Raw genomic sequence first — 26,215 nt, 5'->3', positions numbered from 1 at the left:
GGCACGCGCTCACGTCTCCAGCAGCCGCTGACCGGCACCGATGGCCTTGCGGCCCGCAACCGCCAGGGCCGCCCACATGGTCACCTGGTTGGCGGTGACCACGGGCTTGTCGAGTTCACGCTCCAAACGGGCGATCAGATCGTACGTCGGCAGGTTCGTGCAACTGATGACGATGGCCTCGGCATCGGAACAGTCTGTGGCGCAAACCAACTCGGCGGTCGTCTCGTAGGGCACCGCCCAGATCTGCGATGTCATGCCCAGGCCCGCGGTGGCGGCCACCTCGATCCCGGCCTCCATGAGGTAGCTGGTCAGCCCGCTCGTCAGGTCCGCGGTGTAGGGGGTGACCGTGGCGACCGTCTTGACGCCGAGGTGCCGGAGTGCGGCGAGCATGGAGCCGCTGGTGGTCACCGCTGCCGGGGCGCCTGCCGCACGCATAGCCGAGACCAGTGCGGCTTCGCCGGCCATGCCCTTGACGAAGCTCCCCGCGGTGCACGCGTACGCCGTGACCAGTGGCGACACTGCGAGCACGTTCGCGGCACCGGCCTCGACCTGCTCGGGTTCGGAGACATGCACCGCCATGTCGACGGTCACCGGCAGCGGCGCGTACCGCAGGCGGGTGACGTAGAGGCTGACGTCGTTGGGCACCCAGCGCCACAGTTCGCGGTCGAGGGCAAAGTCGTAGGGCGTCACAACGCCTATCCCCACCTGCTGCAACGGTGGGGGAGGAACGACTTCCTCGAGCGTCATGTCCATAGTGTGAGGCCGAGTCGGCCAACCGGCAACAGATTGTTGACAATCCTACGAAGGCGTTCCTAGCCTCGGAACCGTGCCGCCTCACGCCGCCCGACCCGTGATCGCAGTGCTGTGTGAGCGCGAGACCGACCGGGTGCCGGGTCTGGCCTGCGTGGACGCGGAGTTCCGCTGCTGCGACGCCGACGGTCTGGTGCGGGCTGTCGAGGGCGCACAGGCGTTGCTGCTGTGGGATTACTTCTCGACCGCACTCCGTGAGGTCTGGGCGCATGCGGATGCGCTGGAGTGGATTCACATCCCCGCGGCCGGTGTCGACAAGCTGCTGTTCGACGGGTTGCGGGAATCCGACGTCGTGGTCACCAATGCCCGCGGCGTATTCGACCGTCCCATAGCCGAATACGTGCTCGGCGCGGTGCTGGCCCATGCCAAGGGCAGTCAGGCCAGCCTCGAGTTCCAGCGGCGCCATGAGTGGCGCCACCGGGAGACGCGCAGCATCGCGGGCGCCCACGCACTCGTGGTCGGGACCGGCGGAATCGGACGCGAGACCGCGCGTCTGCTGCGCGCGGCCGGACTGTCCGTGCGCGGCGCCGGGCGCGTGGCGGTCACCGAGGATCCGGATTTCGGGACGGTGGTCACCACCGACGATCTGGCCGCGGCGGTCGGCTGGTGCGACCACCTGGTGCTGGCCGCTCCGCTCACTGCGGCGACGCGGGGTCTGGTCGATGCCGACGTACTGAAGGCGATGAAACCCGATGCACACCTGGTGAACATCGCGCGCGGACCGATCGTCGACGAGGATGCGCTGCTGGCCGCGTTGACCGACGGCCGTATCGGCGGGGCCACCCTCGACGTGTTCAGCATCGAGCCCTTGCCCGCCGAACATCCGTTGTGGGACGCACCCGGTGCCGTCATCACCGCGCACATGTCCGGCGACATCGAAGGATTCCGCGACACCCTGGCTGATCAGTTCGCCGACAATGCGCGCCGCTGGCTGGCCGGGCAGCCGCTGCTCAACGTGGTCGACAAGTTGCTCGGTTACGTACCAGGGGATCCGGCGTGACGATCCCACAGGCGGTCGAGTTGCTCGCGGCATACCAGGCCGGGACACTCTCCCCGGTCGAGGTGACCGGGGAGGCCCTTTCGGGCATCGACCGCCACGACGCGGCGGTCAACGCGTTCGTGTTCGTCGACCCCGACGGGGCGATGGCCGCTGCGCGTGAGTCCGAGAAACGTTGGCACGAGGGGCATCCGCTGGGGCCGGCGGACGGCATCCCGACCTCGATCAAGGACGCGCTGTGGACCAGGGGCTGGCCGACCCTGCGCGGTAGCTGGCTCATCGACGAGGCGGGTCCGTGGAACGAGGACGCGCCCAGCGTGGCGCGGCTGCGGGAATCCGGTGCGGTGCTACTCGGCAAGACCACGACACCGGAGTACTCGTGGAAAGGCGTGACCGACTCGCCGCGCTACGGCGCGACCGGCAACCCGTGGGACCCCGCCGTGACCGCAGGCGGGTCGAGTGGCGGCAGTGCCGCTGCCGTGGCACTCGGCATGGGGGCGTGGTCGGTGGGCACCGACGGCGGTGGTTCCGTGCGTATCCCCGCCGCTTTCACCGGCACCGTCGCACTCAAACCCACCTACGGCCTCATCCCGCTGTATCCGCCGAGCCCGTTCGGCACGCTCTCGCACGCAGGCCCGATGGCCCGCACGGTCGCCGACGTGGCCGCGCTCCTGGACGTCATCACCGGATTCGACGCGCGGGACTGGTCGGCAATGCCTTCTCCGCGTTCGTCTTTCCGGGCCGCGCTGAACGGCGGAATCGCCGGCCTGCGGATCGCCTACTCTCCGAACCTCGGCTTCGGGGTCAACGACCCGGAGGTGGACATCGCGGTGCGGGCAGCGGTCGAGGTGCTCGTGGCGGCGGGCGCGGACGTCGAAGAGCTCGACCCGGGCTTCGCCGACCCCGTCCACGCCTTCCACGTGCTGTGGTTCTCCGGTGAGGCGAAGGTGTTGGAAGACAAGCTCAGTGGTCCGGACATCGGGCGTGCCGATCCCGGTCTGCGGCGCACGGCCGAAACCGGGGCGACCTTCACCGCGTCGGACTACCTGGACGCGACCGCCGTCCGGATGAAGCTCGGGGAACTGATGGGCAGGTTCCACCAGACCTACGACGTGCTGGTCACCCCGACCCTGCCGCTGACGGCCTTCCCGGTCGGCAACGACGTGCCCGACGGTTCGTCCTCACCGGACTGGACCAGTTGGACGCCCTACACCTACCCGTTCAATCTGACTCAGCAGCCCGCACTTTCGGTGCCGTGCGGGTTCAGCTCAACCGGCCTGCCCATCGGGCTGCAGATCGTCGGCCCCCGGCATGCGGATGCCCTGGTGCTCCGGGTGGGGGATGCTTATCAGGCCGCCACGGACTGGCATCGCCGGGCGCCCACGTTGCTCACCGAGGAGGTCGCATGAGCCGGTTGATCACCGTGTCGCTGGACAAGCGGGGAGTCAGTTGCGTTGCCCGGCTCTTCGAGGCGGCCGCACCGCGGACGTGTGCGGCCGTGTGGGATGCCCTGCCGCTGGCCGCGCAGGTATTTCACGGCAAGTACGCCCGTAACGAGATCTACACTCTGCTACCGGCATTCGGTATCGATCCCGGTAAGGAGAACACCACCGTCACACCCATACCGGGCGATCTGTGCTGGTTCTCGTTCGACTCCGACGATCTGGGCAACCCCGCATACGGATACGAGAACAGCACGGGCACGGGAACCACCGGAGCGATCGTCGACCTGGCGTTGTTCTACGGTCGCAACAATCTGCTGATCAACGGAGACCAGGGCTGGGTGCCCGGCAACGTGTTCGGCGAGATCGTCGACGGGCTCGAGGAGATGGCCGCCGCCTGTCAGGACTTGTGGATGGGCGGAGCCAGGGGCGAGACGTTGCGCTTCGCCAGGGCGTCGTGACCGTGTGTCGCACTCGTTCCGCGTCGCCGGCTTTGACGCAGCATCTACGCCGCGGATCACTGCTCAATGCTGACCGTGATCCGCGGCGTAACCACGATGCCGCGCCGGTCGAACTCAGCTCAGAGTGCCGCTGACGTAGACGATTTCGCCCATCGGGTCGTTCTCGTCACGGTCGGGGATCGGCAGGCCGTGGCGCGCGAACAGCTCGGATCGGGCCACCCCGGACATCTGCCAGCCCTTGGCGCTCAGATAGTCGGCGGCCGAATGCCTTTCGCCGTGGTAGATCAGCGACGGCATGTCCAGGTGCAAACCCATCTGGCTGAACACCGCGGTGGCAGCCTGGGCCTTTTCCGGGTCGAAATCCTTGAGTCCGGGGACGAACTCGGTGGCCACGGCGCTGCCGGGCGCGCTCAGCGCGACGATGTTGTCGAACAGCCGGTCCTGCGCCTCAGGTGGCAGGTAGATCAGCAGGCCCTCCGCGCACCACGCGGTCGGTTTCGCCGGGTCGAATCCCGCTGCCTTGAGCGCGGCCGGCCAGTCGTTACGCAGGTCGATCGGTACGGTGCGACGCTCGGCCGTCGGCTCGGCGCCGAGATCGGCCAGCGTGCGGGTCTTGAACTCGATCACCTCGGGCTGATCGATCTCGTAGACCACCGTGCCGTCGGGCCAGGGCAGACGGTAGGCGCGGGAGTCCAGACCGGAGGCCAGGATCACCGCCTGCCGGATGCCGGCCTTGCCAGAGTTGATGAAGAAGTCATCGAAGAACCGTGTACGCACGGCCATCTCGTCGATATTGGAGCGAGCGCGCTCGGCCGCGTCCGGCACGAGCTGGGCCAGCGTATCCAGACTCAGCTCACCATCGACCATCTTGGTGAACACGTCGATGCCCACCGCGCGCACCAACGGCGCCGCGAACGGGTCGTCGATCAGCCCGTGGGAATCCTGGCTGGCGATCGCCCGCCCGGTCGCCACCAGCGTGGCGGTGGCGCCGACGCTGGAGGCCAGATCCCAACTGTCGTCATCGGTACGTGCCATCGTGCGCCTCCCGGCCGTCTACTTCGGTGTCTTGAGTGTTGCTGACAGATAACCAGAATCGCCTGCGAGATCGGCAAGCTCCTCGGGGTAGGGAAAGCCGTGCGACTCGTAGGCTGCCCGGGTGGGTTGCACCGTGGCGTCCCACCCGTGCGCGGCGAGGTAGTCGCGGGCGGCCGTCCGCTCGCCGGAATAGAACAGGTCCTTCAGATCCACGTCGGAGCCGACCTTCTTGGACCATTCGCTGACCCGCTCGGTCCACTTGTCGTTGAGTGAGGCGGCGTCCATGTGCTCGGTGGCCAGTCTGCTGCCCGGGGCGCTGAGCGCGGTGATGTTGTCGAACAACCGGTCCTGGGCTTCCGGCGGCAGGTAGATCAGCAGACCCTCGGCGATCCAGGCGGTCGGAAGCTGTGGATCGAAACCGTTGGCGCGCAAGGCCGCCGGCCAGTCGTCGCGCAGGTCGACGGGCACGGTGTGCAGCTCGGCGGCCGGCTCGGCCCCGAGATCGGTCAGGGTGCGGGTCTTGAACTCCAGCACCGCCGGCTGATCCACCTCGAACACCACGCTGCCGGCAGGCCAGGCCAGCCGGTAGGCGCGGGTGTCCAGGCCGGACGCCAGGATCACCGCCTGGCGGATACCGGCTGCCGCGGCATCGGTGAAGAAGTCGTCGAAAAATCGGGTGCGAACGGCGATCTGCTCACACATCCGCTGCCGGTCCAGCATCAGGTCGCCCTCGACGCACACCTCGCCGTCGGCGAGCCGGATGCTGTGTTCCAGGCCCACTGCGCGCACCAGCGCGTCGGCGTACGGGTCATTGATCAGCGGGTCGGGTTGTTTGGTGGCCAGCGCCCGGGAGGCCGCGACACCGGTCGCGGTCGCGCCGACGCTGGTGGCGAGATCCCAGGTGTCGCCTTCGGTGCGGGTCATGGTGTTCCTAATCTCGTATTGCGATGACGGCTTGTGAATTGCGTTGCGGCGCGGCGGCTTCCCCGGCAGGGAAATCGCGGCCGTAGTCGGCGAACAGCTCGGGCCGCCGCCGGGCGGTCACCGACCATCCCCGGTCGGTGAGGTACTCGACGACCGAGTTGCGCTCGCCGTCGTACCAGAGGTTGGCCAGGTCGAGGTCGAGTCCGTGCTGACGCCACTGCTCGCTCAGCACCTGTCCGCGCTCGCGCAGGTTGGTCGCCATGCCGGGCAGGTGGTACTCGGTGGCCAGCCGGCTGCCTTGAGCGCTGAGCGTGGTGATGTTGTCGAACAGCCGGTCCTGGGCCTCCGGCGGAAGGTAGGCCAGGAGGCCTTCGGCGCTCCATGCGCTGGGGGCCGTCGGATCGAATCCGGCGGCGCGCAGGGCGGCGGGCCAGTCCTCGCGCAGGTCGATGGCCACGGTACGGCGCTCGGCCGTGGGGGTGGCCCCGATCTGGGTCATGGTGGCCGTCTTGGCCCCGATCACCGCGGGTTGGTCGATCTCGTAGACCACGGTGCCGTCGGGCCAGGGCAGCCGGTAGGCGCGGGAGTCCAGACCGGAGGCCAGGATCACCGCCTGCCGGATGCCGGCCTCGCCGGCGGCGGTGAAGAAGTCGTCGAAGAACTTCGTCCGCACCGCCATGATCCCGGTCATCAGCGCGGCCCCGTCGGCCAGCTCACCGTCTAGGTCGACCTCGCCGTCGACGAGCTTGGTGAAGAAGTCCACCCCGACGGCCCGGACCAGGTCCGCGGCGTATGGGTCGTTGATCAGCGGATCGGGTTCGGCGCTGGCGATCGCGCGGGCCGCGGCGACCATCGTCGCCGTGGCGCCCACGCTGGAGGCCAGATCCCAGGTGTCGGCGTCGGACCGTGTCATGGGGTTCTCCTGACTTCTCGACTTTTCGGTGTACGGCTCGGCTGCTACTTCTCGGCGGCGATGTAGAGGACGGATGCCGCGTGGGCCTCATCCTCGACCGGCGGCAGGCCGGTACGGATCAGCAGATCGTTCGACGAGATGCCCGTGGTCTTCCAGGCATGTCCTTCCAGATACGTCGTCACGTCGGCACGGTCGCCGATGAAGATCAGCTCGTTGAGGTCCATGTCCAGGCCGTGTGCCCGCCAGCGGTCGGTGAACTCCTGCATCCGGGCGCGGATGGTCTCCTCGTCGTTGGTCTCGGTCGCGGGGACACCCTCGACGCCGAAACGGCTGCCCGGCGCGCTCAACGCGGTGACCTGGTCGAGCAAACGGTCCTGCGCATCGCCGGGCAGGTAACCCAGCAATCCTTCGGCGATCCACGCCGTGGGCACCGACGGGTCGAACCCGGCCTCGGTCAGCGCCGCGGGCCAGTCGAACCGCAGGTCGATGGATACCGTGCGGCGGTCGGTGGTCGGGACCGCGCCCAGGCCGGCCAGGGTGGCGCTCTTGAACTCGATCACCTCGGGCTGGTCGACCTCGTAGACCACGGTGCCGTCGGGCCAGGGCAGCCGGTAGGCGCGGGAGTCCAGACCGGCTGCCAGGATGACCGCCTGCCGGATACCGGCGCGGCACGCGCTCAGAAAGAAGTCGTCGAAAAAGCGGGTACGCGCGGCCATGCCGTTGGCGAACCGGATCAGGCCGGACGCCGCCTCTTCGTCGAGGCCTTCGGTGGTGAAGCTCTCGTCGGCGAGCTTGGTGAAGAACTCCATCCCGACGGCGCGAACCAGGGGAGCGGCGAAGGGGTCGTCGATCACCGGATCATCGGAGTTGGTGGCCATCGCGCGGGCAGCCGCGACCATCGTCGCCGTCGCACCCACGCTCGATGCGAGGTCCCACGAGTCGTCAGCGGTCCGGGCCATGAATTCCCCTTTGTTCAGTCAATATCAACGTGTTAGTTAGATTGTGTAATGAGCTGTCGCCGACTGTACGCTCCGATTCTGAAGAGAAGCTCGGTCCGCAGTTCGGCCGCAGCGCGGACGGATCCCGGAAGGTTCGGGGCGGGTCGACGCGGGTGCATGCAGGGGTCCTCCCCGGGGCAACTGTTACTCTCGTAGACTGATTTGACGGCTGGGTCCGCAGGCTGCGCGCCTGCAGGGCGGCCGGACACGACTTGACCATTGACGCTGGCTCCACCAGCCCCGTTTGGCACGCCGCGCTGAGAGGTCGGCTGCGCAGGAGGAAGAGTGCTTTCGGCTTTCATCTCATCGCTGCGGACGGCCGACCTCAGACGCAAGATCCTGTTCACGTTGGGCCTGGTGATCCTGTACCGGGCCGGCGCGTCGATCCCGTCTCCGGGGGTTAACTACCCGAACGTCCAGAAGTGCATCGAGCAGGTCAGCGGCGGAGATTCGGCGCAGATCTACTCGTTGATCAACCTGTTCTCAGGCGGCGCACTACTGCAGCTGACCGTCTTCGCGGTGGGCGTCATGCCCTACATCACCGCGAGCATCATCGTGCAGCTGCTGGTCGTGGTGATCCCGCGTTTCGAACAGCTACAGAAGGAAGGCCAGGCCGGTCAGGCCAAGATGACGCAGTACACGCGTTATCTGTCGATCGCGCTGGCCATCCTGCAGGCCACCAGCATCGTGGCGCTGGCCGCCAACGGCGGGCTGCTGCAGGGCTGCAGCCTCGACATCATCCAGGACAGCTCGATCTTCGGCCTGATCGTCATCGTGCTGGTGATGACCGCCGGCGCGGCGCTGGTGATGTGGATGGGTGAGCTGGTCACCGAGCGCGGTATCGGCAACGGCATGTCGCTGCTGATCTTCGCCGGCATCGCGGCCCGCATCCCGTCCGAAGGCCAGACCATCCTGGAGAGCCGCGGCGGCCTGGTGTTCACCGCGGTGGTTGCCGCGACGCTGCTGATCATCGTCGGTGTGGTGTTCGTCGAGCAGGGCCAGCGCCGCATTCCGGTCCAGTACGCCAAGCGCATGGTGGGCCGCAAGATGTACGGCGGCACCTCCACCTACCTGCCGCTCAAGGTCAACCAGGCCGGCGTCATCCCGGTGATCTTCGCGTCGTCGCTGATCTACATCCCGCACCTGATCACCCAGCTGATCCAGAGCGGCAGCTCGAACCCGGGCACCGGCTGGTGGGACAAGTTCGTCGCCGACTATCTGACCAATCCGGCGGACCCGGTCTACATCGCGATCTACTTCGGCCTGATCATCTTCTTCACGTACTTCTACGTGTCGATCACCTTCAACCCCGACGAGCGCGCCGACGAGATGAAGAAGTTCGGCGGATTCATCCCCGGCATCCGGCCCGGCAAGCCGACCGCGGACTACCTGCGGTACGTACTGAGCCGGATCACCCTGCCCGGCTCGATCTACCTGGGTGTGATCGCCGTCCTGCCGAACGTGTTCCTGCAGATCGGAAACACGGGCTCGGTACAGAATCTGCCGTTCGGCGGAACCGCGGTTCTGATCATGATCGGTGTCGGCTTGGATACCGTCAAACAGATCGAGAGCCAGCTCATGCAACGTAACTACGAAGGGTTCCTGAAGTGAGAGTCGTTCTACTCGGACCGCCCGGTGCGGGCAAAGGCACGCAGGCGGAAAAGCTGTCCGAGAAGCTCGGCATCCCGCAAATCTCCACCGGGGACCTGTTCCGCAAGAACATCGGTGACGGCACCCCGCTCGGCCTGGAGGCCAAGCGCTACCTGGACGCCGGCGATCTGGTGCCGGCCGAGCTGACGAACCGTCTGGTGGAGGACCGCATCGACCAGGCAGACGCCGCCGACGGATTCATCCTCGACGGCTACCCGCGCTCGGTCGAGCAGGCCGGTGCGCTCAAGGACATGCTGGCCGCACGTAACCACAAGCTCGACGCGGTGGTGGAGTTCCAGGTGTCCGAGGACGAACTGCTGACCCGGCTGAAGGGCCGCGGCCGCGCCGACGACACCGACGAGGTCATCCGCAACCGCATGAAGGTCTACCGCGACGAGACCGAGCCGCTGCTGGAGTACTACCGCGACGACCTGAAGACCGTGGATGCGGTGGGCGGCCTCGACGAGGTGTTCGCCCGCGCGTTGCACGCACTGGGTAAGTGATCAGATTGCCGGGGTTGCGCAAGCGCAAGGTCGTTGCGCAGCGCAGCGCCGGAGAGTTGGACGCGATGGCCGTGGCCGGGGCGCTGGTCGCCTCGGCGCTGCGCGCGGTGCGTGCCGCCGCCGCCCCGGGCATGTCCACGCTCGAGCTGGATCAGATCGCGGAGTCCGTCATCCGTGACGGCGGCGGTACGCCGTCGTTCCTGGGCTATCACGGGTTCCCGGCCAGCATTTGCGCATCCGTCAATGACCGTGTGGTGCACGGCATTCCGTCGGCGGGCGAGAAATTGGCCGCCGGTGACCTGGTGTCCATCGACTGCGGCGCGATCGTCGACGGCTGGCACGGCGACTCGGCGGTGACCTTCGGGATCGGCGCGCTCATCGCGGCCGACGAAGCCCTTTCTGCGGCAACGAAATCGGCGATGGAGGCCGGCATCGCCGCGATGTTGCCGGGAAATCGGCTCACCGATGTCTCGCACGCGATCGAGGTCGAGACCCATGCCGCCGAGGCCCGCCACGACCGCAAGTACGGGATCGTCGACGGCTACGGCGGGCACGGAATCGGCAGGCAGATGCACATGGATCCGTTCCTGCCCAACGAGGGCTCGCCGGGGCGCGGACCGTACCTGGAGCCCGGCTCGGTCCTGGCCATCGAACCGATGCTCACCCTGGGCACTACCGAGACGAAGATCCTCGACGACGAGTGGACCGTCGTCACCGTTGACGGGACCCGCGCCGCGCACTGGGAGCACACCGTCGCCGTCACCGAAGACGGCCCCCGAATCCTCACTCAGTAATTAACGCCAGCAATCACTACTCGAATCGCGCGCTCACACTGGTGTCTGCCCGCGCGCAAAGGTAGTAATTGAACCGGATCGCCACCAACGTCGTATCACAGACGGAGGTAGGGAATGGATGATCCGGAGGCCGCCATGATGCGGGTGCTCTACGACGAGCACGCTGCAGCGCTGTGGCGCTATGCCCTTCGGCTCACGGGCGACCGCGCCCGGGCCGAGGACGTGGTGCAGGAGACGCTGCTGCGTGCGTGGCGTCATCCAGACGTCACAGCCGATACCGATCGATCAGCACGTGCCTGGTTGTTCACCGTGGCGCGCAATATGATCATCGATGAGCGCCGGAGCGCCCGGTTTCGGAACGAAACCGGAGTGCCCGACCCGGAACAGGTGGCAGACCACACCGGGACTGCTGCCACTCCCGACCAAGTGGACAATGCCTTGGATCGAATACTGCTGAGCACGGCGCTGAGCCAACTTTCCGACGAACACCGGGCCGTGGTCCGCCGGGCCTACTACCAGGGCTGGACCACCGGGCAGATCGCAGACGATCTGCAGATACCCGAGGGCACCGTGAAATCACGTCTGCACTACGCGGTACGTGCGTTGAGACTGAACTTGCAAGAGATGGGGGTGACACGATGACACAGTTCGGTGTACCCCACCTGCCCGATCCGGTCGAATCCGACCGTTACCGGACCTGGGATGCGGCCTACGTGCTGGGATCGCTGGAAAGTAACGAGCGACGTGAGTACGAGGCCCATCTGGAGGGCTGCGCGCGGTGCCGTTCCGCGGTGGCCGAGTTGAGTGGCATGCCCGCGTTGCTGGCCATGCTCGACCTCGACGACGTGCTCGCCCTCGAATCCGAACAGCCCGATCCGCCGCTGCGCCCCGAGGTGCTGCAGTCCGTGCTGGCCAAGGTCAGCTGGGGACGGCGCCGGTCACGATGGGTGACCACGGCCGCCATCGGCGTGGCCGCGGCACTGCTGGCACTCGGTGTCGTGGTCGGTATCCGTCCGGAGGTGTTCGGCCTGCACAGCGGCACCGAACAGCAGAGCGCGCAGATGCTGGCGATGAGCAAGGTCTCCGATACGCCCATCAACGCCAGCATCGCGATGACCAGTTACTCCTGGGGCACCCGGATCGACATGGCCTGCAGTTACGGGAGCTGGGGCAAGCAGGATGCGCCTCCGCAGAACCTGGGCATGGTGGTGATCGGCCGGGACGGCAGCCGCAACGAGATCGCGACCTGGCTGGGGCTGTCCGGCGCCACCGCACTGCCCAGTGGCAACACCCAGATGCCGAAGACGGATATCGCTGCGGTGCAACTGGTTACGTCCCCCGAGGGCAAGGTGCTGCTGGAAAAGCAGCTCTGAGCTTCCCGGCTCTGCCTGCCGATCGTTCGCGTGCTTCGTCACGCTGGAGTGACCCCCGAACCTGAGGGTCACTCCAGCGTGACGTTCGGCGTGTCTGCGACCTTGGGATGTCCTGCGATATCGCGGGGAGTTCGCACAAATCCGTCATCCCGGTGAACCGCTGCCGCCCACGGGTCGTGTCACTGGCAGAGCACGGAAGTAGGTGACACATGGTCGAGACGCACAGGGTGGTGGACCACATCGTCGGCTGGCTGGCGGCGAACGGGGTCTCGCACATCTTCGGCGTGGACGGTGCCAACATCGAGGACCTCTACGACGCGGCGTACTTCCGTGACGACATCACCGCGGTGCTGGCGAAACACGAATTCTCCGCTGCGACAATGGCGGACGGGTACAGCCGCAGCGGCGCCGGGATCGGCGTGGTGGCGGCGACCTCGGGGGGTGGCTGCCTGAATACCGTGCCCGGACTGGCGGAATCGCTGGCCAGCCGGGTCCCCGTGCTGGCGCTGATCGGGCAGGCGCCGACAACGCTGGACGGCCGCGGCGCCTTCCAGGACACCAGTGGGGACAACGGCAGTCTCGACGGGCACGCCTTGTTCTCGGCGGTGTCGGTGTACTGCCGCAGGCTGCTCAAGCCCGCAGACATCCTCACCGCGCTTCCGGCGGCACTGGCTGCCGCACGGACGGGTGGGCCCGCAGTGTTGTTGCTGCCCAAGAACATTCAGCAGGCTGAGCTGGGCAAGACCGGCGACACCGACGGTGCCGGCAACGGGCGGGCCGGGGCCACCTGGGCCGGTCCACGCCATTCCGATCTGGGCCCGCTCGAGCGGGCCCTGCGCGGTGTCGACGGCCCGATCACGATCATCGCCGGAGAACAGGTGGCACGTGACGACGCCCGCGCCGAACTGGAACGGCTGCGGGCGACGCTGCGCGCGCGGGTGGCCACGGTGCCCGACGCCAAAGACGTGGCGGGCACCCCGGGATTCGGTTCCTCCTCCGCGTTGGGGGTAGCCGGTGTGATGGGCCACTCCGGGGTGTCCGCTGCCGTGGCGAACAGCGCGATGTGCCTGCTGGTCGGCACCCGCATGACGGTGACCGCCCGGGCCGGTCTCGACGAGGTACTGGGTCAGGTGCCGACCTACTCGATCGGCTCGCAGGTGCCGTTCCCGGCGTCCACGCACGTCCACTCCGACGATCTGCGCCAGTCGCTGACACTGCTGGCCCAGGCGTTGTCCGGCCCCGGCCGGCCGGTTCAGGTCCGCGTGCCGGATCTGGTGCCGCGCATCGAACTGCGCCCACCGGCCCATGACGGCCCGGGTATCCGGTACCGGGATGCGATGGCCGTGCTCGACGAGGGCCTGCCCGACGGCACCGACATCGTCGTCGACGCGGGCAATGTCGGCGCCTCGGCCATCCACTATCTCCCGGCCCGGCGCGACGGCCGCTTCATGGTGGCGCTGGGGATGGGCGGGATGGGTTACAGCTTCGGCGCAGGCATCGGGATGACGTTTCACCGGACGTCTGCCGGCGGCCCCGTTGCCGCCAACCGGCGGACGGCGGTGATCGCCGGGGACGGCTCATTCTTCATGCACGGCATGGAGATTCACACTGCGATGCAGTACCGGCTGCCGATCACCTTCGTGCTGTTCGACAACCACGCCCACGCCATGTGCGTGACCCGCGAACAGCTGTTCTACGGCGATCGCTACTCGTACAACAGGTTCGGGCCGAGCCGGCTCGGTGCCGGCCTGGCGGCGATGTTCCCCGGCCTGCCTGCATACGACGTCACCGAGATGCGCCAACTGTCCGGGGCGCTGGGCATGGCACTGGACACCGATGGCCCGTCGGTGCTGAGCATCGAATGCTCGGCCGACGAGATCCCGCCGTTCGCAGCGTTTCTGACCACAACCGACAGCACACCATCGATCGCACAGGAGAACAGGTCCCATGTCACTGCCCGCGCTTGAAGACATCACGGCCCATCGGGCCACCCGTACCCCGCTGGACGGACTGATCCGGATCGAGACCTCGCCCAAGGAGCAGGCCACCCCGATCATCATGGACATGATGCGGTCGGTCTACCCGCACGACCAGGTGTTCGGCCAGTACTGCACGGTCAACGACTACATCGAGTGCCCACCCTACGAGTTGTTCGACTACCTGTCCGACACCCGCTGCCTGGAGGAGTGGACCTACAGCCTGCGTGGTTTCGCCCCGACCGAGGAGCCGGGGCTGTGGCTGGCCCACGATCGGCTCGGTGCCGGGCCGTCCGGGCCGGGCAGCGCGATCTACACCCGCACCGTGGCCAACCGCGACGCGCTCACCGTCGACTACCACTGCGCCTGGGACCAGGGCAAGCATCTGTGGATGATCTACCTGATGCGCGTCGTCGACGCGCAGGTGGTCCTCGACAAGCCGGGATCGGTTGTGCTGTGGACGAATTGCCACCACCCGTTCTACGACGAGAACCCGTATCCGGAGACCGCGCCGCCGGCGCGACCGGTCTGGGTGGGCGACTTCTGGGACATGTTCGGCCCAGGCCACCTGCTGGAACTGCGAAACCTCAAGGCGATCGCCGAATACCGGCACCGCAACGGTCTGCCGGTCACCCCGGCCTGGATGAAGTGAGGCCCGGCCATGACCGACCAGACTCCCGTCAGCCTCATCGACGTCTCCACCTACCTGCCCGGCGATCCGATCAGCGCCGACTACTACGCCGGGTTCGCCGAAACCGACGAGCTGGCCGAGAACGTGATGTTCCGGGCGCCGCGGTTCCGGCATCATGTGGCGCCCGAGGAAACCGCGATCGACATGGTCGAGCGGGCCGCCGCAGGGGTGATCGAGCGGCACGGTTCCGACGTCATCACCGGGGCCGATGTGCTGATCACCCACACCCAGCTGCCCGACATGCCGTTCTACGGTGGCGGTGGCGGCATGGCGCATCGGCTGGGGATGAAACCCAACTGGGTGATCGACCTGCACAACGGCGGATGCGCGGCATTCGTGCTGGGGCTCAAGGTGGCCCGCACTCTGCTCAGCGCGGGGGAGGGCCGGACCGCGGTGATCGCGATCGCCCAGAACTCGGCCGGCCAGGTCTTCGATCAGCAGACCATCCGGCGCAAGGCGCAGGCGGCGGTGCCCGGAGACGGGGCTGCCGTCGGGCTGGTGACGCTGTCCGATGCGTCACCCATCCTCGACATCGAATGCAGAACGTACGGCGAGTACGCCGGGGACATGACCGTCGTCATGGATCCGCCACGGAAATGGTGGCAGGCCGGCCCGGGCGAGGCGTGCATCGGCTTCACCGAGAGCAAGATCACCAAGGTGCTGGCCCGGGGCAACCGACAGGTTCCCGAGGTGTCCTACACCGTCTGCGACCGGATCGGTGTGCAGCCCAAGGACATCGATCTGTTCGTGACCAACCAGCCCAACCGGGTGTTCCTGCGCAACTGGCGCGACGCGCTGGAGTTGCCGCCCGAACGCCACGTGGACACCTTTGACGAATGTGGAAACCTCTTCGCCGCAGGCATTCCCGTGAACCTGGACCGCGCGGTCACCGGCGGGCGGGTGAAGGCAGGCGATACCGTGCTGATGGCCGCCTTCGCCCACGCCGGTGACTTCGCCGGGGCTGCCGCGGTGCGCTGGGGCGGCCGGCCTCGCAACGGCGGCGACCTGGGGAACGGATGATGGTGGCACCTCGCACCGCGCTGTCCGACGTCGTCGGCGCACTGCCGCAGGCGGTCAACCCGTTGGCGCTGTCGCTCAACGAATGTCCGTTTCCGCCGCTGCCCGCGGTGCGCTCGGCGCTGCGCGCATGCGACGAGGCCGCCAACCGGTATCCGGAATTCCTGCCGCAGCGGTTGCGCTCGCTGATCGCCGGCCACGACGGGGTGTCCGAGGAGCAGGTGATCGTCGGTGCCGGCGCCACGGGGGTCATCATGCAGGTGTTGCATGCGGTGACCAGTCCCGGCGACACCATGGTGATGGCGGAGCCCACGTTCGACGGGTACCCGATCTTCGCGCAGATGGCGCGGTTGCGGACGGTGACGGTTCCGCTCGATGGGCACGGCCGCCACGATCTGGATGCGATGGCCGAGGCCGGGAAGCATGCCCGGGTCGTGGCGGTCTGCCGGCCGCACAACCCCACGGGCACCATCGAACCGGCCGTCGAGGTCGAGCGCCTGCTGACCCGGCTCCCTGCGGACACCGTCGTGCTGCTCGACGAGGCCTACGTGGAGTTCCTGGCCGACGAACAGCGCATCGACGGGCCGAGCCTGGTGGCCCGGTTCGGAAATGTCGTGGTGGTGCGCACCTTTTCGAAGGCCTACGGCCTGGCCGGGCTGCGGATCGGCTACGGGTTCTGCGCCCCCGATCTGGGGCGCCAACTGTGGCGGATGCAGCTGCCGTTCGGGATCGGGCTCAGCGCCCAGGTCGCCGTCGCTGCCTCCTACGATGCGGAAAACCAACTGCGCCAACGTATCCGGATGATCGCCGCAGAGCGGCGTTATCTACAGATGCGGCTGCGGGCGCTCGGCGTCTACAGCACCGACGGGCAGGCCAACTTCCTGTACCTGCCCGGTGGGTCCCTGCCGTGGCCGGAGGTGTTCGACGGCACCGGACTTCAGCTCCGTCACTACGGCGACGGCGGCGTGCGGATCACCGTCGGATCGAGGCAGTCCACCAGTGCGGTGCTGGGTGCGGTGACAGCGGCCGCCGCCTGACACAGAATGCGCGCAGAATGCGCGGGGCGTGCGCGGCGATGCGGTAAGAAGAGGCGTGCCCTCGCCACCAGACAAACGTGACCCCATCGCGCAGGCCCGCGCGAACTGGGAGGCCGCCGGGTGGGGCGATGTGGCAGCCGGCATGGTCGCGGTGACGTCGGTGATGCGGGCCCACCAGATCCTGCTGGCCCGGGTGGAGTCCGCGCTGCGGCCATACGATCTGAGCTTCTCGCGGTTCGAACTGCTGCGACTGCTGGCCTTCAGCCGCGCGGGTGCGCTACCGATCACCAAGGCCTCCGATCGACTCCAGGTACACGTCACCAGCGTCACGCATGCCATCCGACGGCTGGAAGCCTCCGGTCTGGTGGAGCGCATCCCGCACCCCACCGATGGGCGCACCACGCTGGTGCAGATCACGAAGCTCGGGCGCTCGACGGTCGAGGACGCGACGGTGACCCTGAACGAGCAGGTGTTCGCCGACGTCGGGATGTCGGATGAGCAGTCCCAGGCCCTGGTGGCGTCGATCGAGACGCTGCGCCGACACTCCGGGGATTTCTGAGACGGGTTTAGGGGTGGGTACCCCACTACCCTCGGACGTAGTTGAGGGGAGCGAGCATGCAAGCCAAGCGGGCAGCCGCGGCGCTAGGCTCCATCGCTGTCGTGTTGATGGCCGCCTGTAGTACCACGACCACCGGGACAGCGACAGCGCCGGACAATGTCACGCCGTTCACGTCGGAGTCGAAGGCGCCCAAGCGAACTCCCACGAAGAGTCCCGCGCCGACCGCGGGGTCTCCGCGCGGCACGGCGGGTCTGCCGCCGGAGGCGTTCGCCGAGGTGCGCGCCGCCGGCATCGAAGGGTCCGACCGGGCCATCGGCAATCAGCTGATGATGGCCTGCATCATGGCGGCCGGCAGCTTCAACAAGACCAAGCAGGATGTCGTCAAGGTGCTGATCCAGATGGGCAGCAAGCTGCCGCCCGACGCGCTCACGACCATCGTCGACGTGGCGCTCAAGTACGAGTGCCCGGAGCTGTCCGGGAAACTCGGCGGCTAGTCCGCGATCTTCAGGCTGAGGAATTCCGGGGCCCGGATCACCCTGCGCAGCATGAAGGCGATGAACACCGGCATGTCGGCGGCCTTCTCGTCGCGGTAGACCTCGGGCGCGGTCAGCCGGTACCGATGGCGCCGGGCCTCCAACTCGCACCCGCCGGCGGCCAGCACGTTGCGGACCCAGTCGGCCTGCGGGCCGTAGGTCAGGGCGATGACGAAACCGCCCGGCCGTCGAAAGGCCCACAGCGGTGTCCGGAAGGTCCGGCCGGACTTGCGTCCCCGGTGGATGACGACCGCCCAGCCCGGTGCCCACGGGGCGATGAACCGGGTGAGCTGATTCAGGCCGACCTTGTTGGCGTGGGCGACCCATCGTGGAGCGGGCATCGGATAACTCCTCAGTTGTGGAATTACTGATCCGAGCGTAGACCTGCCCCGATCGAGAAGTCAACGACTGTAGAATTTCTGGACTATGCCGCCACGTGGACGACGGCCGGGGCAGCCCGGTACCCGTGAGGAGTTGGTGGCCACCGCTCGGCGGATGTTCGCCGAACGCGGCTACGACAAGACCTCACTACGCGACATCGCGGCCGCCGCGGCCGTGGATCCGGCTTTGATCCGGCACTATTTCGGCAGCAAGGCCGAGCTGTTCCGGGCCACCGTGGGCTGGCCGTTCGACCCCGAACAGTTCGGCGGACGAATTCTCGATGACGGCCCGGCCGGGCTGGCCGAACGATTGACCCGGGCCTTCTTCGAGCTGTGGGAGCAACCCGAGACCCGCGCACCCCTGTTGGCCATCCTGCGCGGCGCGGCGACGCACGAGGAGTCCGCCGCCCTGGTCCGCCAGTTCATCGAGCAGCGGCTCTACCCGCAGATCGCCACCGCGCTCACCGGTGCCGACGCCGAGTTACGGGTGGATCTGGCCATGGGCCAGCTGCTCGGCATCGCCTACCTGCGCCACATCCTGCGGATCGAGCCGATCGCATCGCAGCCGACCGAAGAGCTGATCGCGCGTGCGGTGCATGCCGTGCGCGTGCACCTGGGTGAGAACGGCTGACGACGGCTCAAGACATGACGCGGTCGCTACTCGATCACCGAGGGCAGGGGGATAACCGCGGTCACCGTCGTGCCCGCGCCGGGTCGGGACCGGATGTGCAGCCGGCCGCCGACGATCTCGGCCCGCTCGGCCATCGACAGCAATCCGTAGCCGCCCATCTCGTCGCTGCCCAACGGGTGCTCGAACGTGTCGAAGCCCTTCCCGTCGTCGACGATCTCCAGCCTGGCCACACCGTCTTCCACGGCGAAGGTGAGCCGGGCCCGGTCCGCCTCGGCGTGCTTGACCACGTTCTGCAGGCATTCCTGGGCGATCCGGTACAACGCGAGCTCGATGTGGTCGGGCACCCGGGTCTCGGCGAGGTCGACGTCGATCTCCACCCGCGGGATCGAGCGCGCCAGGCTGGCCAGCCCACCCGACAGGCCGAGGTCGTCGAGCACCGGCGGCCGCAGCCCGCTGATCGCGGCCCGGGCCTCCTGCAAGGTGAGCGCGACCAGTTCCCGTGCGGCGGCCAACTGCTCGGCCACCGCGTCCGGCTCGACCGCTCGGGCCGCGGCGTCGAGCCGGTAGGACAGCGTCACCAACCGCTGGGAGATGCCGTCGTGAATGTCGCCTGCCAAACGGCGTCGCTCAAGCTCCTGCGCCTCGATCACCTGCTCGACGAAATTCTCGTGCGCGCGCTCGCGGGCCACCAACTGGCGGTGCAGCCGCGCCTGATGCAGCGCGCCTGCGATGAGCCGGCCGATCACCAGCAGCAATTCGATGTCGCGTGGAGTGAACTCGCGGCGCTCGACGGTGTGCACGTTGAGCACCCCGACCAGCCCGCCCGGACCGGTCTCCATCGGCACCGACACCATCGAGGTGAAGTCGCGGCCGCGCAGCGACTCGAACGGCTTGTAGCGGGGATCGGATTCCTTGTCGTGACCGATCACCACGGGTTGGCGGTGGCTGGCCACCCAGCCGGAGATGCCCTGGCCCAGGGGCAGCCGGATCTTGCCGATCTCGGCGTCGAACGGCGGCGTGGCCCCGGCCAGCGTCAGCGCGCGTTCCGAGTCGTCGAGAACGTGCACGAAGCACACATCGGTGGCGGTGGCCTCGGTGATCATCCGGGCCGCCGCGGCGGCCAGCGGTTCCACGCCCGGGCCGCTCGACGCGGCGCGGATGAGCTCGCGCAGCAGGGCCAGCTCGCGGTCGGCGGTGAGGTCGATCGGTCCGAGTTCGCGCGCAGGTTTGTCGGTCACTGGTAGATGCCTTCCCGCAGCGCGGTGGCCACCGCGCCAGCCCGATCGCTGACCCCGAGCTTGCGGTAGATCGAGCGCAGATGGGTCTTCACCGTTTCCTCGCCGATCACCAGCTTGTTGGCGATCCCGCGGTTGGACAGGCCCGCGACCACGAAGGACAGGATCTCGCTCTCGCGTTGCGTCAGCCCCTGCCGCACGCCGGGCCAGAACTCGTCACGCTGCAGCCGGGCTGCGGTACCGGCCGCGCGGGCCGCCATCCCCGGATCGATCGCGGTCTGGCCGCTGTGGGCGAATTCGAGCTGACGCACGAGTTCGTCACTGCTGATGCTCTTGAGCAGGTATCCGGAGGCGCCCACCCGCAGCGCCTGGAACAGGTACTGCTCGTCGTCGTAAACGGACAGCATGACCACCTTGCGATCCGGGTCCCGCTCGCGCAGCACCCGGCACAGGTCCAGGCCGCTGGAGCCCTCCATGCGCACATCGCACAGCACGATGTCGGGGTCCAGCGTCTCGATCACACTCAGCGCGCGCTCCGCGCCCACAGCCTGGCCGACCACCTCGACCCGGTCGTTGAACGCAGCAAGCATGGCCTTGAGACCCTCGATGACCATCTCATGGTCGTCGACCAGCACAAGGCGCACTGGATTGGAGGGCGCCATGGCATCACCCTAGAGGGGGTGAGAGCCGGAGTAGATGAACTTGACCGGCCCAATCCCCCCTACGGGGGACGCGCGAGCGGTGTGACGTGGGCCACTCTCATGTGGTGTCGTCAACACAAGAGAAGTCATGGCGGGCCGGGCGGTTCTGGTGGGACTGTTCGCGGCCTGAGACCGGTGCCCATCCGCTGAGTGCGGTGATCCTGGACCTCGATGCGTTGTCAGACCTTGACGTCGACGGCCATCGCGTCGTCTTCAATGCCGCGTTCGCCGCGCACGGTCTGCCCATCCAGTGGGGGGTCGCGCGGTATCAGCAGCTGCTTGCACTGCACGACGAGCGCCAGCGGGTCACCGCCGAGCTGCGCAAACGGTGCGTGGGGCCGGACTGCGACGTGCTCACCGAGGTGCTCGCCGACGAGATCTGCATGACCAAGGACATGATGTTCGACGAGATGATCCTCGAGGCCGGCCTGACGCCACGGCCCGGGCTCGACGATCTGGTGAACGACGCGTTCCTGGCCGGCCTGCCGGTCGCCGTGGTTGCCGCGGGCCGTCGGCGCTGGGCCGAACCCCTGGTGCGCCAGCTCGTCGGTGACGGCCTGGTGGAGACCGTCGTCACCACCGACGACGTGAGCGCCAACGGGGCCGAGCTCTACCGGCACGCCCTGGCCGAACTGGGGGTGGCGGGCCACGACGCGCTGGCGATGGCGGGTTCGGCCGCGGGCCTGCGTGCTGCCAACAGCGCCGGGATCGCCGGCGTGCTCATCGACCCCGACGCCGGCCCCGGTTCATACGCCGCAGTGACGGTGCGAGCGGACTTCGCCGGCGCCGACGCGCTACGCCTGCCGGTATGCCAGCGCCTGCACAGCCAGTGGTGGGCTCAGCGCAGCCCGTCTGCGGCGTAACAGTCCGGCAAGATCCGCGTCCGTAACGTGGCGGCGGCGAAATGCGAATTCTGGCGCCACCACGTCACGAACGCGAGGCTGTCGGTGGGTGCGGTCACACTTCTCCCGCATGGTGGACCCGTTCATCGGGAGTGAGGCGATTGCGGCCGGAGGCCTGACCCGCCACGAACTGCGCGCCCGGTTCACCGCCGTGCACCACGACATCTATGTCCCGCGGGGGACTCGGCCTACCGCGGTGCTGCGCGCCAAAGCAGCTTGGTTGCGATCGCGGCGGCGGGGAGTGCTGGCCGGGTACTCCGCGTCGGCGCTGCACGGAGCCCGTTGGATCGATGCGGGGCTGCCCGCCAACATTCTCGACACCAATCGGCGGCCGACCCGGGGAGTCGTCGCGTGGGCCGACGTGATCGATGATGACGACATCTGCCGACTCGGCGACATCAGATTGACCACCCCGGTTCGTACCGCGGTGGATCTGGCCTGCCGACTGCCAGAAGACGCTGCCGTGGCAGCGATCGATGCGCTGGCTCGCGCCACTCGCCTGAAAGTCGCAGACATCGAACTGGCCGCGCAGCGGCACAGCGGACGCAAAGGCATCAAACAGGCACGGGCGAGCATTGCCCTGGTCGACCCTGGAGCGGAATCTCCGAAGGAAACGTGGTTGCGGCTGTTGGTTGTTCGCGCGGGCTATCCGCCACCGCAGACGCAGCACCCGATCTACAACGAGTACGGCGCGTTGATCGGGGAGGTCGACACTGCGTGGCCTGAGTTGAAGATCGCCATGGAGTATGAAGGCCTGCACCACACCGATCCCGATGTCCTCCGCAAGGACATCGCCCGAATCGACGAAATGATCGAAATGGGCTGGATCGTCATTCGGGTCACCTGCCGCAACGGCGAAGCGAATGTTCTCGGTCGGTTGGCCAAGGCCTGGGCTTCACGTTCGTAACGTGGCGGCGGCGAAACGCGAATTCTGGCGCCACCACGTTACGAACGCCGAGCGGGTCAGTCGCGGAGTGTCTCGATCACCGCGCTGAAGTCCTTGTCCGCATGCTCGTCGGCGAAGGCCGCGTAGATCTGGGCGGCATGCGTGCCGAGCGGAGCCGAGGACCCGGTCGACATCACCGCGGCCATCGCCAGACCCAGGTCCTTGTTCATCAGCGCGGTGGCGAACCCCGGCTTGAAGTCGTTGTTGGCCGGAGATGTCGGAACGGGGCCTGGCACCGGACAATTGGTGTGGACGGCCCAGCAGTTGCCGGTCGCGCCCGTGACCACGTCGAACAGCGATTGTGCTGACAGGCCCAACTTCTCGGCCAACACGAAAGCCTCGCCGACGGCGATCTGCTGCACCGCGAGCACCATGTTGTTGCAGAGCTTGGCGGCCTGGCCGGTGCCCGATCCGCCGCAGTGGATGATCTTGCCCGCCATGGGATCCAGCACCGGGCGGGCCCGCTCGACTGCCTCATCTTCGCCGCCGACCATGAACGCCAGCGTGCCCGCGGTCGCGCCCTTCACGCCGCCGGAAACCGGGGCGTCGAGCTGAGCGTGGCCGTGTTCGCCGGCCTTGGCGTGAATTTCGCGGGCGTCATCGACCGAGATGGTGGAGGTGTCGATGAACAACGTGCCTTTCGGCGCAACCGGCAGCACCTCGGCATAACACGCCTTGACGACGTTGCCGTTGGGCAGTGACGTGATCACCACGTCGGCCCCGGCCACGGCCTCGGCGCCGGTATCGAAAACCTTGGCGCCGTTGGCTTCGGCGGCTGCTTTTGACGCCGGCACGGGATCGAAACCGTGAACTGTATGGCCTGCTGCGACCAGGTTGGCCGCCATCGGCCCGCCCATGTGTCCCAAGCCGAGGAACGCGATCGTGGTCACGAATGTCTCTCCCTATGCAGAGTTGCGGGCCCGCACCGACTCAGATCGGCCGATGACCACGCGCATGATTTCGTTGGTGCCCTCAAGAATGCGGTGCACCCGCAGATCCCGGACGATTTTCTCCAGACCGTACTCGCGCAGATACCCGTAGCCGCCGTGCAACTGCAGCGCCTGATCGGCCACGTCGTAACACGTGTCGGTGACGTACAGCTTGGCCATCGCGCACAACGTGACCTTGTCGGGGTGATTGGCGTCCAGCGCGGAGGCCGCCCGCCACAACATGTTTCGGGAGGTCTCCAGGCCGGTGGCCATGTCGGCGAGGCTGAACCGGATGGTCGGCTCGTCGAGCAGGGCCCCGCCGAACGCCTGGCGGTCGGCCAAATAGCCCAGCGCCTTGTCGTAGGCGGCCTGAGCTCCACCGAGCGAGCAGGCGGCGATGTTGATCCGCCCGCCGTTCAGCCCGTTCATCGCGATGCCGAAGCCGGTGCCCTCGGTGCTGCCCAGCAGGGACTCGGCCGGAACCCGGACACCCTCGAAGATCACCTGTGCGGTGGGCTGGGCGTTCCAGCCCATCTTCTGCTCCTGAGCGCCGAAACTCAGCCCCGCCGCGTCCTTTTCGACGACGAATGCGGAAATGCCCTTCGGGCCTTCGGCGCCGGTGCGGGCCATCACCACGTACACGTCGGAGCTGCCTGCACCGGAGATGAACTGCTTGACCCCGTCGAGGACGTAGTCGCTGCCGTCGCGGACCGCTCTGGTCCGCAGTGCCGCGGCGTCCGAGCCGGCACCGGGTTCGGTGAGGCAGTAGCTGGCGATGGTCTCCATCGACGCCAGCCGGGGCACCCAGGTCTTGCGCTGTTCCTCGGTGCCGAAGCTGTCCACCATCCACGCACACATGTTGTGGATGGACAGGAACGCCGCCAGAGTCGGGTCGGCGGCGGCGAGCGCCTCGAAGATCCGCACCGCGTCCAGTCGGCGCAGCCCGCTGCCGCCCGCGTCCTCGCCACAGTAGATGGCGCCCATGCCGAGTTCGGCCGCCTCGCGCAACACGTCGGTGGGGAAGTGATGGGTCTCATCCCACTCCAACGCGTATGGCGCGATGCGCTTTTCGGCGAACGCGGCCGCCGTCTCGGCGATCACGCGTTCGTCTTCGTCCAGGTCGTGCAGATTCACCGGTCCGGTCTTCTCCTCGCGCAAGCGCTCGTCGGTGCGCTACTTCATGGTCGGGATGACGAACTCGGCGCCATCCTTGATGCCCGACGGCCACCGTTCGGTGACGGTCTTGGTCTTGGTGTAGAACAGGATCGAATGCGGCCCGTGCTGGTTGAGGTCGCCGAATCCGGACCGCTTCCAGCCACCGAAGGTGTGGTAGGCCACCGGAACCGGGATCGGCACGTTGACGCCGACCATGCCGACCTGCACGCGGGACACGAAGTCGCGGGCGGCATCCCCGTCACGGGTGAAGATCGCCACGCCGTTGCCGTACTCGTGCTCCGACGGCAGCTTGAGGGCTTCGTCGTAGTCGTGGGCCCGCACGATGCACAACACCGGACCGAAGATCTCGTCGGTGTAGATCGACATGTCGGTGGTGACGTGATCGAACAGGGTGGGGCCGATGAAGTAGCCCTTCTCCAGGCTCTGGTCATCGAAGGTCAGTTCATCGGTGGCACGCTCGCGGCCGTCGACGACGATCTCGGCGCCGGCCTCCACGCCCTGGCCGATGTAGTCGCGGACGCGCTCGAGGGCGGCGCCGGTGACCAGTGGCCCGTAATCGGCTTTGGGGTCAAGGCTGTGTCCGACGCGCAGCTGGTTGACGCGTTCGATGAGCTTGGCGCGCAGGCGGTTTGCGGTTTCCTCGCCGACGGGGACCGCGACGCTGATGGCCATGCAGCGCTCACCGGCGCTGCCGTAGCCGGCGCCGATCAACGCGTCGACAGCCTGGTCCAGATCGGCGTCGGGCATCACGATCATGTGGTTCTTGGCACCGCCGAAGCACTGTGCGCGCTTGCCATGCGCGGCCGCACCCGAGTAGATGTACTGCGCGATGTCGGAGCTGCCGACGAAGCCGACCGCGTGGATGTCGGGGTGCTCGAGGATGGCGTCGACGGCTTCCTTGTCGCCCTGCACCACCTGGAACACACCGGCCGGCAGACCGGCCTCGATGAACAGCTCGGCCAGCCGCAGCGGAACCGAGGGGTCTCGCTCGGAAGGCTTGAGCACGAACGCATTTCCGCATGCCAGTGCCGGTCCGGCCTTCCACAGCGGGATCATCGCCGGGAAGTTGAACGGGGTGATGCCCGCGACCACGCCCAGCGGCTGGCGGATCGAGTAGACGTCGATGCCGGTGCCCGCGCCCTCGGTGAACTCGCCCTTGAGCAGGTGCGGGATGCCGACGGAGAACTCGATGACCTCGAGGCCGCGCTGGATGTCACCGTGCGAGTCGGCGACGGTCTTGCCGTGCTCCAGGGACAGCATCTCGGCGAGTTCGTCGGCGTGCTGGTGCACCAGCTCGATGAACTTCATCAGCACCCGGGCGCGGCGCTGCGGGTTGTAGGCGGCCCATTCCTTCTGGGCCTCGACGGCGCCGGCCACCGCGGTGTCGACGTCGGCGGCAGACGCCAGCACCACCTGCGCCTGCACATCGCCGGTGCTGGGGTTGAGCACATCGGCGGTACGGGTCGACCCGGCGGTGGTGCGCCGGCCGTTGATGAAGTGGGGAATCTGAGTGGTCATGGCGTTCCGTCCAGAGAGAGATGCGCGGTGGTATGACTCGGGGCATACCCGAGATACTTGGATATCCTAGTAATTGGTCGGAGG

The 26,215-nt window shown here is 67.6% G+C and carries 28 protein-coding genes; 17 read left to right on the top strand and 11 right to left on the bottom strand.

What is annotated here, in order from left to right; translation table 11 throughout:
* Positions 1 to 9: 9 nt before the first annotated feature.
* Positions 10 to 747, bottom strand: coding sequence for an Asp/Glu racemase (locus ACNQR1_RS29990; RefSeq protein WP_418049203.1), 738 nt, complete (start codon positions 745 to 747; stop codon positions 10 to 12).
* Between the two features lie 79 nt (positions 748 to 826).
* On the opposite strand from ACNQR1_RS29990, the gene ACNQR1_RS29985 reads away from it, so the two are divergent.
* Genes ACNQR1_RS29985 through ACNQR1_RS29975 form a run of 3 tightly spaced genes read left to right on the top strand, consistent with a single transcriptional unit; the run spans position 827 to position 3,710 of the window.
* Complete coding sequence (locus tag ACNQR1_RS29985) at positions 827 to 1,810, top strand: D-2-hydroxyacid dehydrogenase (RefSeq protein ID WP_418049202.1); 984 nt, start codon at positions 827 to 829, stop codon at positions 1,808 to 1,810.
* Positions 1,807 to 3,216: an amidase gene (locus tag ACNQR1_RS29980; protein WP_418049201.1), complete on the top strand. Its 1,410-nt coding sequence runs from the start codon at positions 1,807 to 1,809 to the stop codon at positions 3,214 to 3,216. The genes ACNQR1_RS29985 and ACNQR1_RS29980 overlap by 4 nt, the downstream gene beginning before the upstream one ends.
* Positions 3,213 to 3,710 carry a DUF3830 family protein gene (locus ACNQR1_RS29975; protein WP_418049200.1) on the top strand — a complete coding sequence of 166 codons (498 nt, stop codon included), beginning with the start codon at positions 3,213 to 3,215 and terminating at the stop codon, positions 3,708 to 3,710. Before ACNQR1_RS29980 ends, ACNQR1_RS29975 begins: the two co-directional genes overlap by 4 nt.
* 114 nt (positions 3,711 to 3,824) lie before the next feature.
* On the opposite strand, the gene ACNQR1_RS29970 is transcribed toward ACNQR1_RS29975, so the two are convergent.
* From ACNQR1_RS29970 to ACNQR1_RS29955, 4 genes are read right to left on the bottom strand one after another with little or no spacing between them, the layout of a single operon-like run.
* A complete protein-coding gene (locus ACNQR1_RS29970) occupies positions 3,825 to 4,745 on the bottom strand; it encodes a class I SAM-dependent methyltransferase (protein WP_418049199.1) in 921 nt (306 codons plus the stop codon).
* A gap of 18 nt (positions 4,746 to 4,763) precedes the next feature.
* Positions 4,764 to 5,669, bottom strand: coding sequence for a class I SAM-dependent methyltransferase (locus tag ACNQR1_RS29965; protein ID WP_418049198.1), 906 nt, complete (start codon positions 5,667 to 5,669; stop codon positions 4,764 to 4,766).
* Positions 5,670 to 5,676: 7 nt separating this feature from the next.
* Complete coding sequence (locus ACNQR1_RS29960) at positions 5,677 to 6,582, bottom strand: class I SAM-dependent methyltransferase (RefSeq protein ID WP_418049197.1); 906 nt, start codon at positions 6,580 to 6,582, stop codon at positions 5,677 to 5,679.
* A gap of 44 nt (positions 6,583 to 6,626) precedes the next feature.
* Positions 6,627 to 7,541, bottom strand: coding sequence for a class I SAM-dependent methyltransferase (locus ACNQR1_RS29955; RefSeq protein ID WP_418049196.1), 915 nt, complete (start codon positions 7,539 to 7,541; stop codon positions 6,627 to 6,629).
* 324 nt (positions 7,542 to 7,865) lie between these two features.
* On the opposite strand from ACNQR1_RS29955, the gene secY reads away from it, so the two are divergent.
* The 11 genes from secY to ACNQR1_RS29900 all read left to right on the top strand — a co-directional run bounded on the left by secY (position 7,866) and on the right by ACNQR1_RS29900 (position 17,674).
* Entirely contained in the window at positions 7,866 to 9,191 is a 1,326-nt protein-coding gene (gene secY / locus ACNQR1_RS29950) for a preprotein translocase subunit SecY (protein WP_418049195.1), read from the top strand.
* On the top strand, positions 9,188 to 9,733 hold the full coding sequence (locus tag ACNQR1_RS29945) for an adenylate kinase (RefSeq protein ID WP_418049194.1): 546 nt from the start codon (positions 9,188 to 9,190) through the stop codon (positions 9,731 to 9,733). Before secY ends, ACNQR1_RS29945 begins: the two co-directional genes overlap by 4 nt.
* Entirely contained in the window at positions 9,730 to 10,527 is a 798-nt protein-coding gene (gene map / locus ACNQR1_RS29940; RefSeq protein ID WP_418049193.1) for a type I methionyl aminopeptidase, read from the top strand. The genes ACNQR1_RS29945 and map overlap by 4 nt, the downstream gene beginning before the upstream one ends.
* A gap of 114 nt (positions 10,528 to 10,641) precedes the next feature.
* A complete protein-coding gene (locus ACNQR1_RS29935) occupies positions 10,642 to 11,169 on the top strand; it encodes a sigma-70 family RNA polymerase sigma factor (RefSeq protein ID WP_418049192.1) in 528 nt (175 codons plus the stop codon).
* Positions 11,166 to 11,900 carry a zf-HC2 domain-containing protein gene (locus ACNQR1_RS29930; protein ID WP_418049191.1) on the top strand — a complete coding sequence of 245 codons (735 nt, stop codon included), beginning with the start codon at positions 11,166 to 11,168 and terminating at the stop codon, positions 11,898 to 11,900. Before ACNQR1_RS29935 ends, ACNQR1_RS29930 begins: the two co-directional genes overlap by 4 nt.
* 209 nt (positions 11,901 to 12,109) lie before the next feature.
* A complete protein-coding gene (locus ACNQR1_RS29925) occupies positions 12,110 to 13,867 on the top strand; it encodes a thiamine pyrophosphate-binding protein (RefSeq protein WP_418049190.1) in 1,758 nt (585 codons plus the stop codon).
* The gene (locus ACNQR1_RS29920) at positions 13,848 to 14,528 is read left to right on the top strand and encodes an SRPBCC family protein (RefSeq protein WP_418049189.1); all 681 of its coding nucleotides are present in this window, start codon (positions 13,848 to 13,850) and stop codon (positions 14,526 to 14,528) included. Before ACNQR1_RS29925 ends, ACNQR1_RS29920 begins: the two co-directional genes overlap by 20 nt.
* Positions 14,529 to 14,537: 9 nt before the next feature.
* Entirely contained in the window at positions 14,538 to 15,587 is a 1,050-nt protein-coding gene (locus ACNQR1_RS29915; protein WP_418049188.1) for a 3-oxoacyl-ACP synthase III family protein, read from the top strand.
* Complete coding sequence (locus ACNQR1_RS29910) at positions 15,587 to 16,621, top strand: pyridoxal phosphate-dependent aminotransferase (protein ID WP_418049187.1); 1,035 nt, start codon at positions 15,587 to 15,589, stop codon at positions 16,619 to 16,621. The genes ACNQR1_RS29915 and ACNQR1_RS29910 overlap by 1 nt, the downstream gene beginning before the upstream one ends.
* Positions 16,622 to 16,676: 55 nt before the next feature.
* On the top strand, positions 16,677 to 17,180 hold the full coding sequence (locus ACNQR1_RS29905) for a MarR family transcriptional regulator (protein ID WP_418049186.1): 504 nt from the start codon (positions 16,677 to 16,679) through the stop codon (positions 17,178 to 17,180).
* Positions 17,181 to 17,236: 56 nt separating this feature from the next.
* Positions 17,237 to 17,674, top strand: coding sequence for a hypothetical protein (locus tag ACNQR1_RS29900; protein WP_418049185.1), 438 nt, complete (start codon positions 17,237 to 17,239; stop codon positions 17,672 to 17,674).
* On the opposite strand, the gene ACNQR1_RS29895 is transcribed toward ACNQR1_RS29900, so the two are convergent.
* A complete protein-coding gene (locus ACNQR1_RS29895; RefSeq protein WP_418049184.1) occupies positions 17,671 to 18,054 on the bottom strand; it encodes a nitroreductase family deazaflavin-dependent oxidoreductase in 384 nt (127 codons plus the stop codon). The genes ACNQR1_RS29900 and ACNQR1_RS29895 overlap by 4 nt on opposite strands.
* An 85-nt stretch (positions 18,055 to 18,139) precedes the next feature.
* On the opposite strand from ACNQR1_RS29895, the gene ACNQR1_RS29890 reads away from it, so the two are divergent.
* Positions 18,140 to 18,724: a TetR/AcrR family transcriptional regulator gene (locus tag ACNQR1_RS29890; RefSeq protein ID WP_418049183.1), complete on the top strand. Its 585-nt coding sequence runs from the start codon at positions 18,140 to 18,142 to the stop codon at positions 18,722 to 18,724.
* A 26-nt stretch (positions 18,725 to 18,750) separates the two neighbouring features.
* On the opposite strand, the gene ACNQR1_RS29885 is transcribed toward ACNQR1_RS29890, so the two are convergent.
* Complete coding sequence (locus ACNQR1_RS29885; protein WP_418050559.1) at positions 18,751 to 19,929, bottom strand: GAF domain-containing protein; 1,179 nt, start codon at positions 19,927 to 19,929, stop codon at positions 18,751 to 18,753.
* 29 nt (positions 19,930 to 19,958) lie between these two features.
* On the bottom strand, positions 19,959 to 20,621 hold the full coding sequence (locus ACNQR1_RS29880; protein WP_418049182.1) for a response regulator: 663 nt from the start codon (positions 20,619 to 20,621) through the stop codon (positions 19,959 to 19,961).
* A gap of 104 nt (positions 20,622 to 20,725) precedes the next feature.
* Between ACNQR1_RS29880 and ACNQR1_RS29875 the strand changes: the two genes are divergently transcribed.
* Positions 20,726 to 21,523, top strand: a complete 798-nt coding sequence (locus tag ACNQR1_RS29875; protein WP_418049181.1) for an HAD family hydrolase — start codon at positions 20,726 to 20,728, stop codon at positions 21,521 to 21,523.
* Positions 21,524 to 21,632: 109 nt separating this feature from the next.
* Complete coding sequence (locus tag ACNQR1_RS29870; RefSeq protein ID WP_418049180.1) at positions 21,633 to 22,469, top strand: hypothetical protein; 837 nt, start codon at positions 21,633 to 21,635, stop codon at positions 22,467 to 22,469.
* Between the two features lie 56 nt (positions 22,470 to 22,525).
* Here the strand turns inward: ACNQR1_RS29870 and mmsB are convergent, their stop codons facing one another.
* From mmsB to ACNQR1_RS29855, 3 genes are read right to left on the bottom strand one after another with little or no spacing between them, the layout of a single operon-like run.
* Positions 22,526 to 23,398 carry a 3-hydroxyisobutyrate dehydrogenase gene (mmsB, locus tag ACNQR1_RS29865; RefSeq protein WP_418049179.1) on the bottom strand — a complete coding sequence of 291 codons (873 nt, stop codon included), beginning with the start codon at positions 23,396 to 23,398 and terminating at the stop codon, positions 22,526 to 22,528.
* Between the two features lie 12 nt (positions 23,399 to 23,410).
* On the bottom strand, positions 23,411 to 24,571 hold the full coding sequence (locus ACNQR1_RS29860) for an acyl-CoA dehydrogenase family protein (protein WP_418049178.1): 1,161 nt from the start codon (positions 24,569 to 24,571) through the stop codon (positions 23,411 to 23,413).
* A gap of 39 nt (positions 24,572 to 24,610) precedes the next feature.
* Entirely contained in the window at positions 24,611 to 26,131 is a 1,521-nt protein-coding gene (locus tag ACNQR1_RS29855) for a CoA-acylating methylmalonate-semialdehyde dehydrogenase (RefSeq protein ID WP_418049177.1), read from the bottom strand.
* Positions 26,132 to 26,215 lie beyond the last annotated feature (84 nt).

Source organism: Mycobacterium sp. 48b (assembly GCF_048282725.1).
Taxonomy (GTDB): domain Bacteria; phylum Actinomycetota; class Actinomycetes; order Mycobacteriales; family Mycobacteriaceae; genus Mycobacterium.
This window is presented reverse-complemented; position numbering and strand designations above follow the sequence as displayed.

What these genes read in the sequence shown, in the direction of transcription:
- ACNQR1_RS29870 (WP_418049180.1), top strand. Translation starts at nt 21,633, where the DNA reads ATGGTGGACCCGTTCATCGGGAGTGAGGCGATTGCGGCCGGAGGCCTG.
- ACNQR1_RS29900 (WP_418049185.1), top strand. Translation starts at nt 17,237, where the DNA reads ATGCAAGCCAAGCGGGCAGCCGCGGCGCTAGGCTCCATCGCTGTCGTG.
- ACNQR1_RS29895 (WP_418049184.1), bottom strand. Translation starts at nt 18,054, where the DNA reads ATGCCCGCTCCACGATGGGTCGCCCACGCCAACAAGGTCGGCCTGAAT.
- ACNQR1_RS29990 (WP_418049203.1), bottom strand. Translation starts at nt 747, where the DNA reads ATGACGCTCGAGGAAGTCGTTCCTCCCCCACCGTTGCAGCAGGTGGGG.
- ACNQR1_RS29890 (WP_418049183.1), top strand. Translation starts at nt 18,140, where the DNA reads ATGCCGCCACGTGGACGACGGCCGGGGCAGCCCGGTACCCGTGAGGAG.
- ACNQR1_RS29920 (WP_418049189.1), top strand. Translation starts at nt 13,848, where the DNA reads ATGTCACTGCCCGCGCTTGAAGACATCACGGCCCATCGGGCCACCCGT.
- ACNQR1_RS29880 (WP_418049182.1), bottom strand. Translation starts at nt 20,621, where the DNA reads ATGGCGCCCTCCAATCCAGTGCGCCTTGTGCTGGTCGACGACCATGAG.
- ACNQR1_RS29910 (WP_418049187.1), top strand. Translation starts at nt 15,587, where the DNA reads ATGGTGGCACCTCGCACCGCGCTGTCCGACGTCGTCGGCGCACTGCCG.
- ACNQR1_RS29855 (WP_418049177.1), bottom strand. Translation starts at nt 26,131, where the DNA reads ATGACCACTCAGATTCCCCACTTCATCAACGGCCGGCGCACCACCGCC.
- ACNQR1_RS29965 (WP_418049198.1), bottom strand. Translation starts at nt 5,669, where the DNA reads ATGACCCGCACCGAAGGCGACACCTGGGATCTCGCCACCAGCGTCGGC.
- ACNQR1_RS29975 (WP_418049200.1), top strand. Translation starts at nt 3,213, where the DNA reads ATGAGCCGGTTGATCACCGTGTCGCTGGACAAGCGGGGAGTCAGTTGC.
- ACNQR1_RS29930 (WP_418049191.1), top strand. Translation starts at nt 11,166, where the DNA reads ATGACACAGTTCGGTGTACCCCACCTGCCCGATCCGGTCGAATCCGAC.
- ACNQR1_RS29925 (WP_418049190.1), top strand. Translation starts at nt 12,110, where the DNA reads ATGGTCGAGACGCACAGGGTGGTGGACCACATCGTCGGCTGGCTGGCG.
- ACNQR1_RS29915 (WP_418049188.1), top strand. Translation starts at nt 14,538, where the DNA reads ATGACCGACCAGACTCCCGTCAGCCTCATCGACGTCTCCACCTACCTG.
- ACNQR1_RS29960 (WP_418049197.1), bottom strand. Translation starts at nt 6,582, where the DNA reads ATGACACGGTCCGACGCCGACACCTGGGATCTGGCCTCCAGCGTGGGC.
- ACNQR1_RS29970 (WP_418049199.1), bottom strand. Translation starts at nt 4,745, where the DNA reads ATGGCACGTACCGATGACGACAGTTGGGATCTGGCCTCCAGCGTCGGC.
- ACNQR1_RS29955 (WP_418049196.1), bottom strand. Translation starts at nt 7,541, where the DNA reads ATGGCCCGGACCGCTGACGACTCGTGGGACCTCGCATCGAGCGTGGGT.
- ACNQR1_RS29935 (WP_418049192.1), top strand. Translation starts at nt 10,642, where the DNA reads ATGGATGATCCGGAGGCCGCCATGATGCGGGTGCTCTACGACGAGCAC.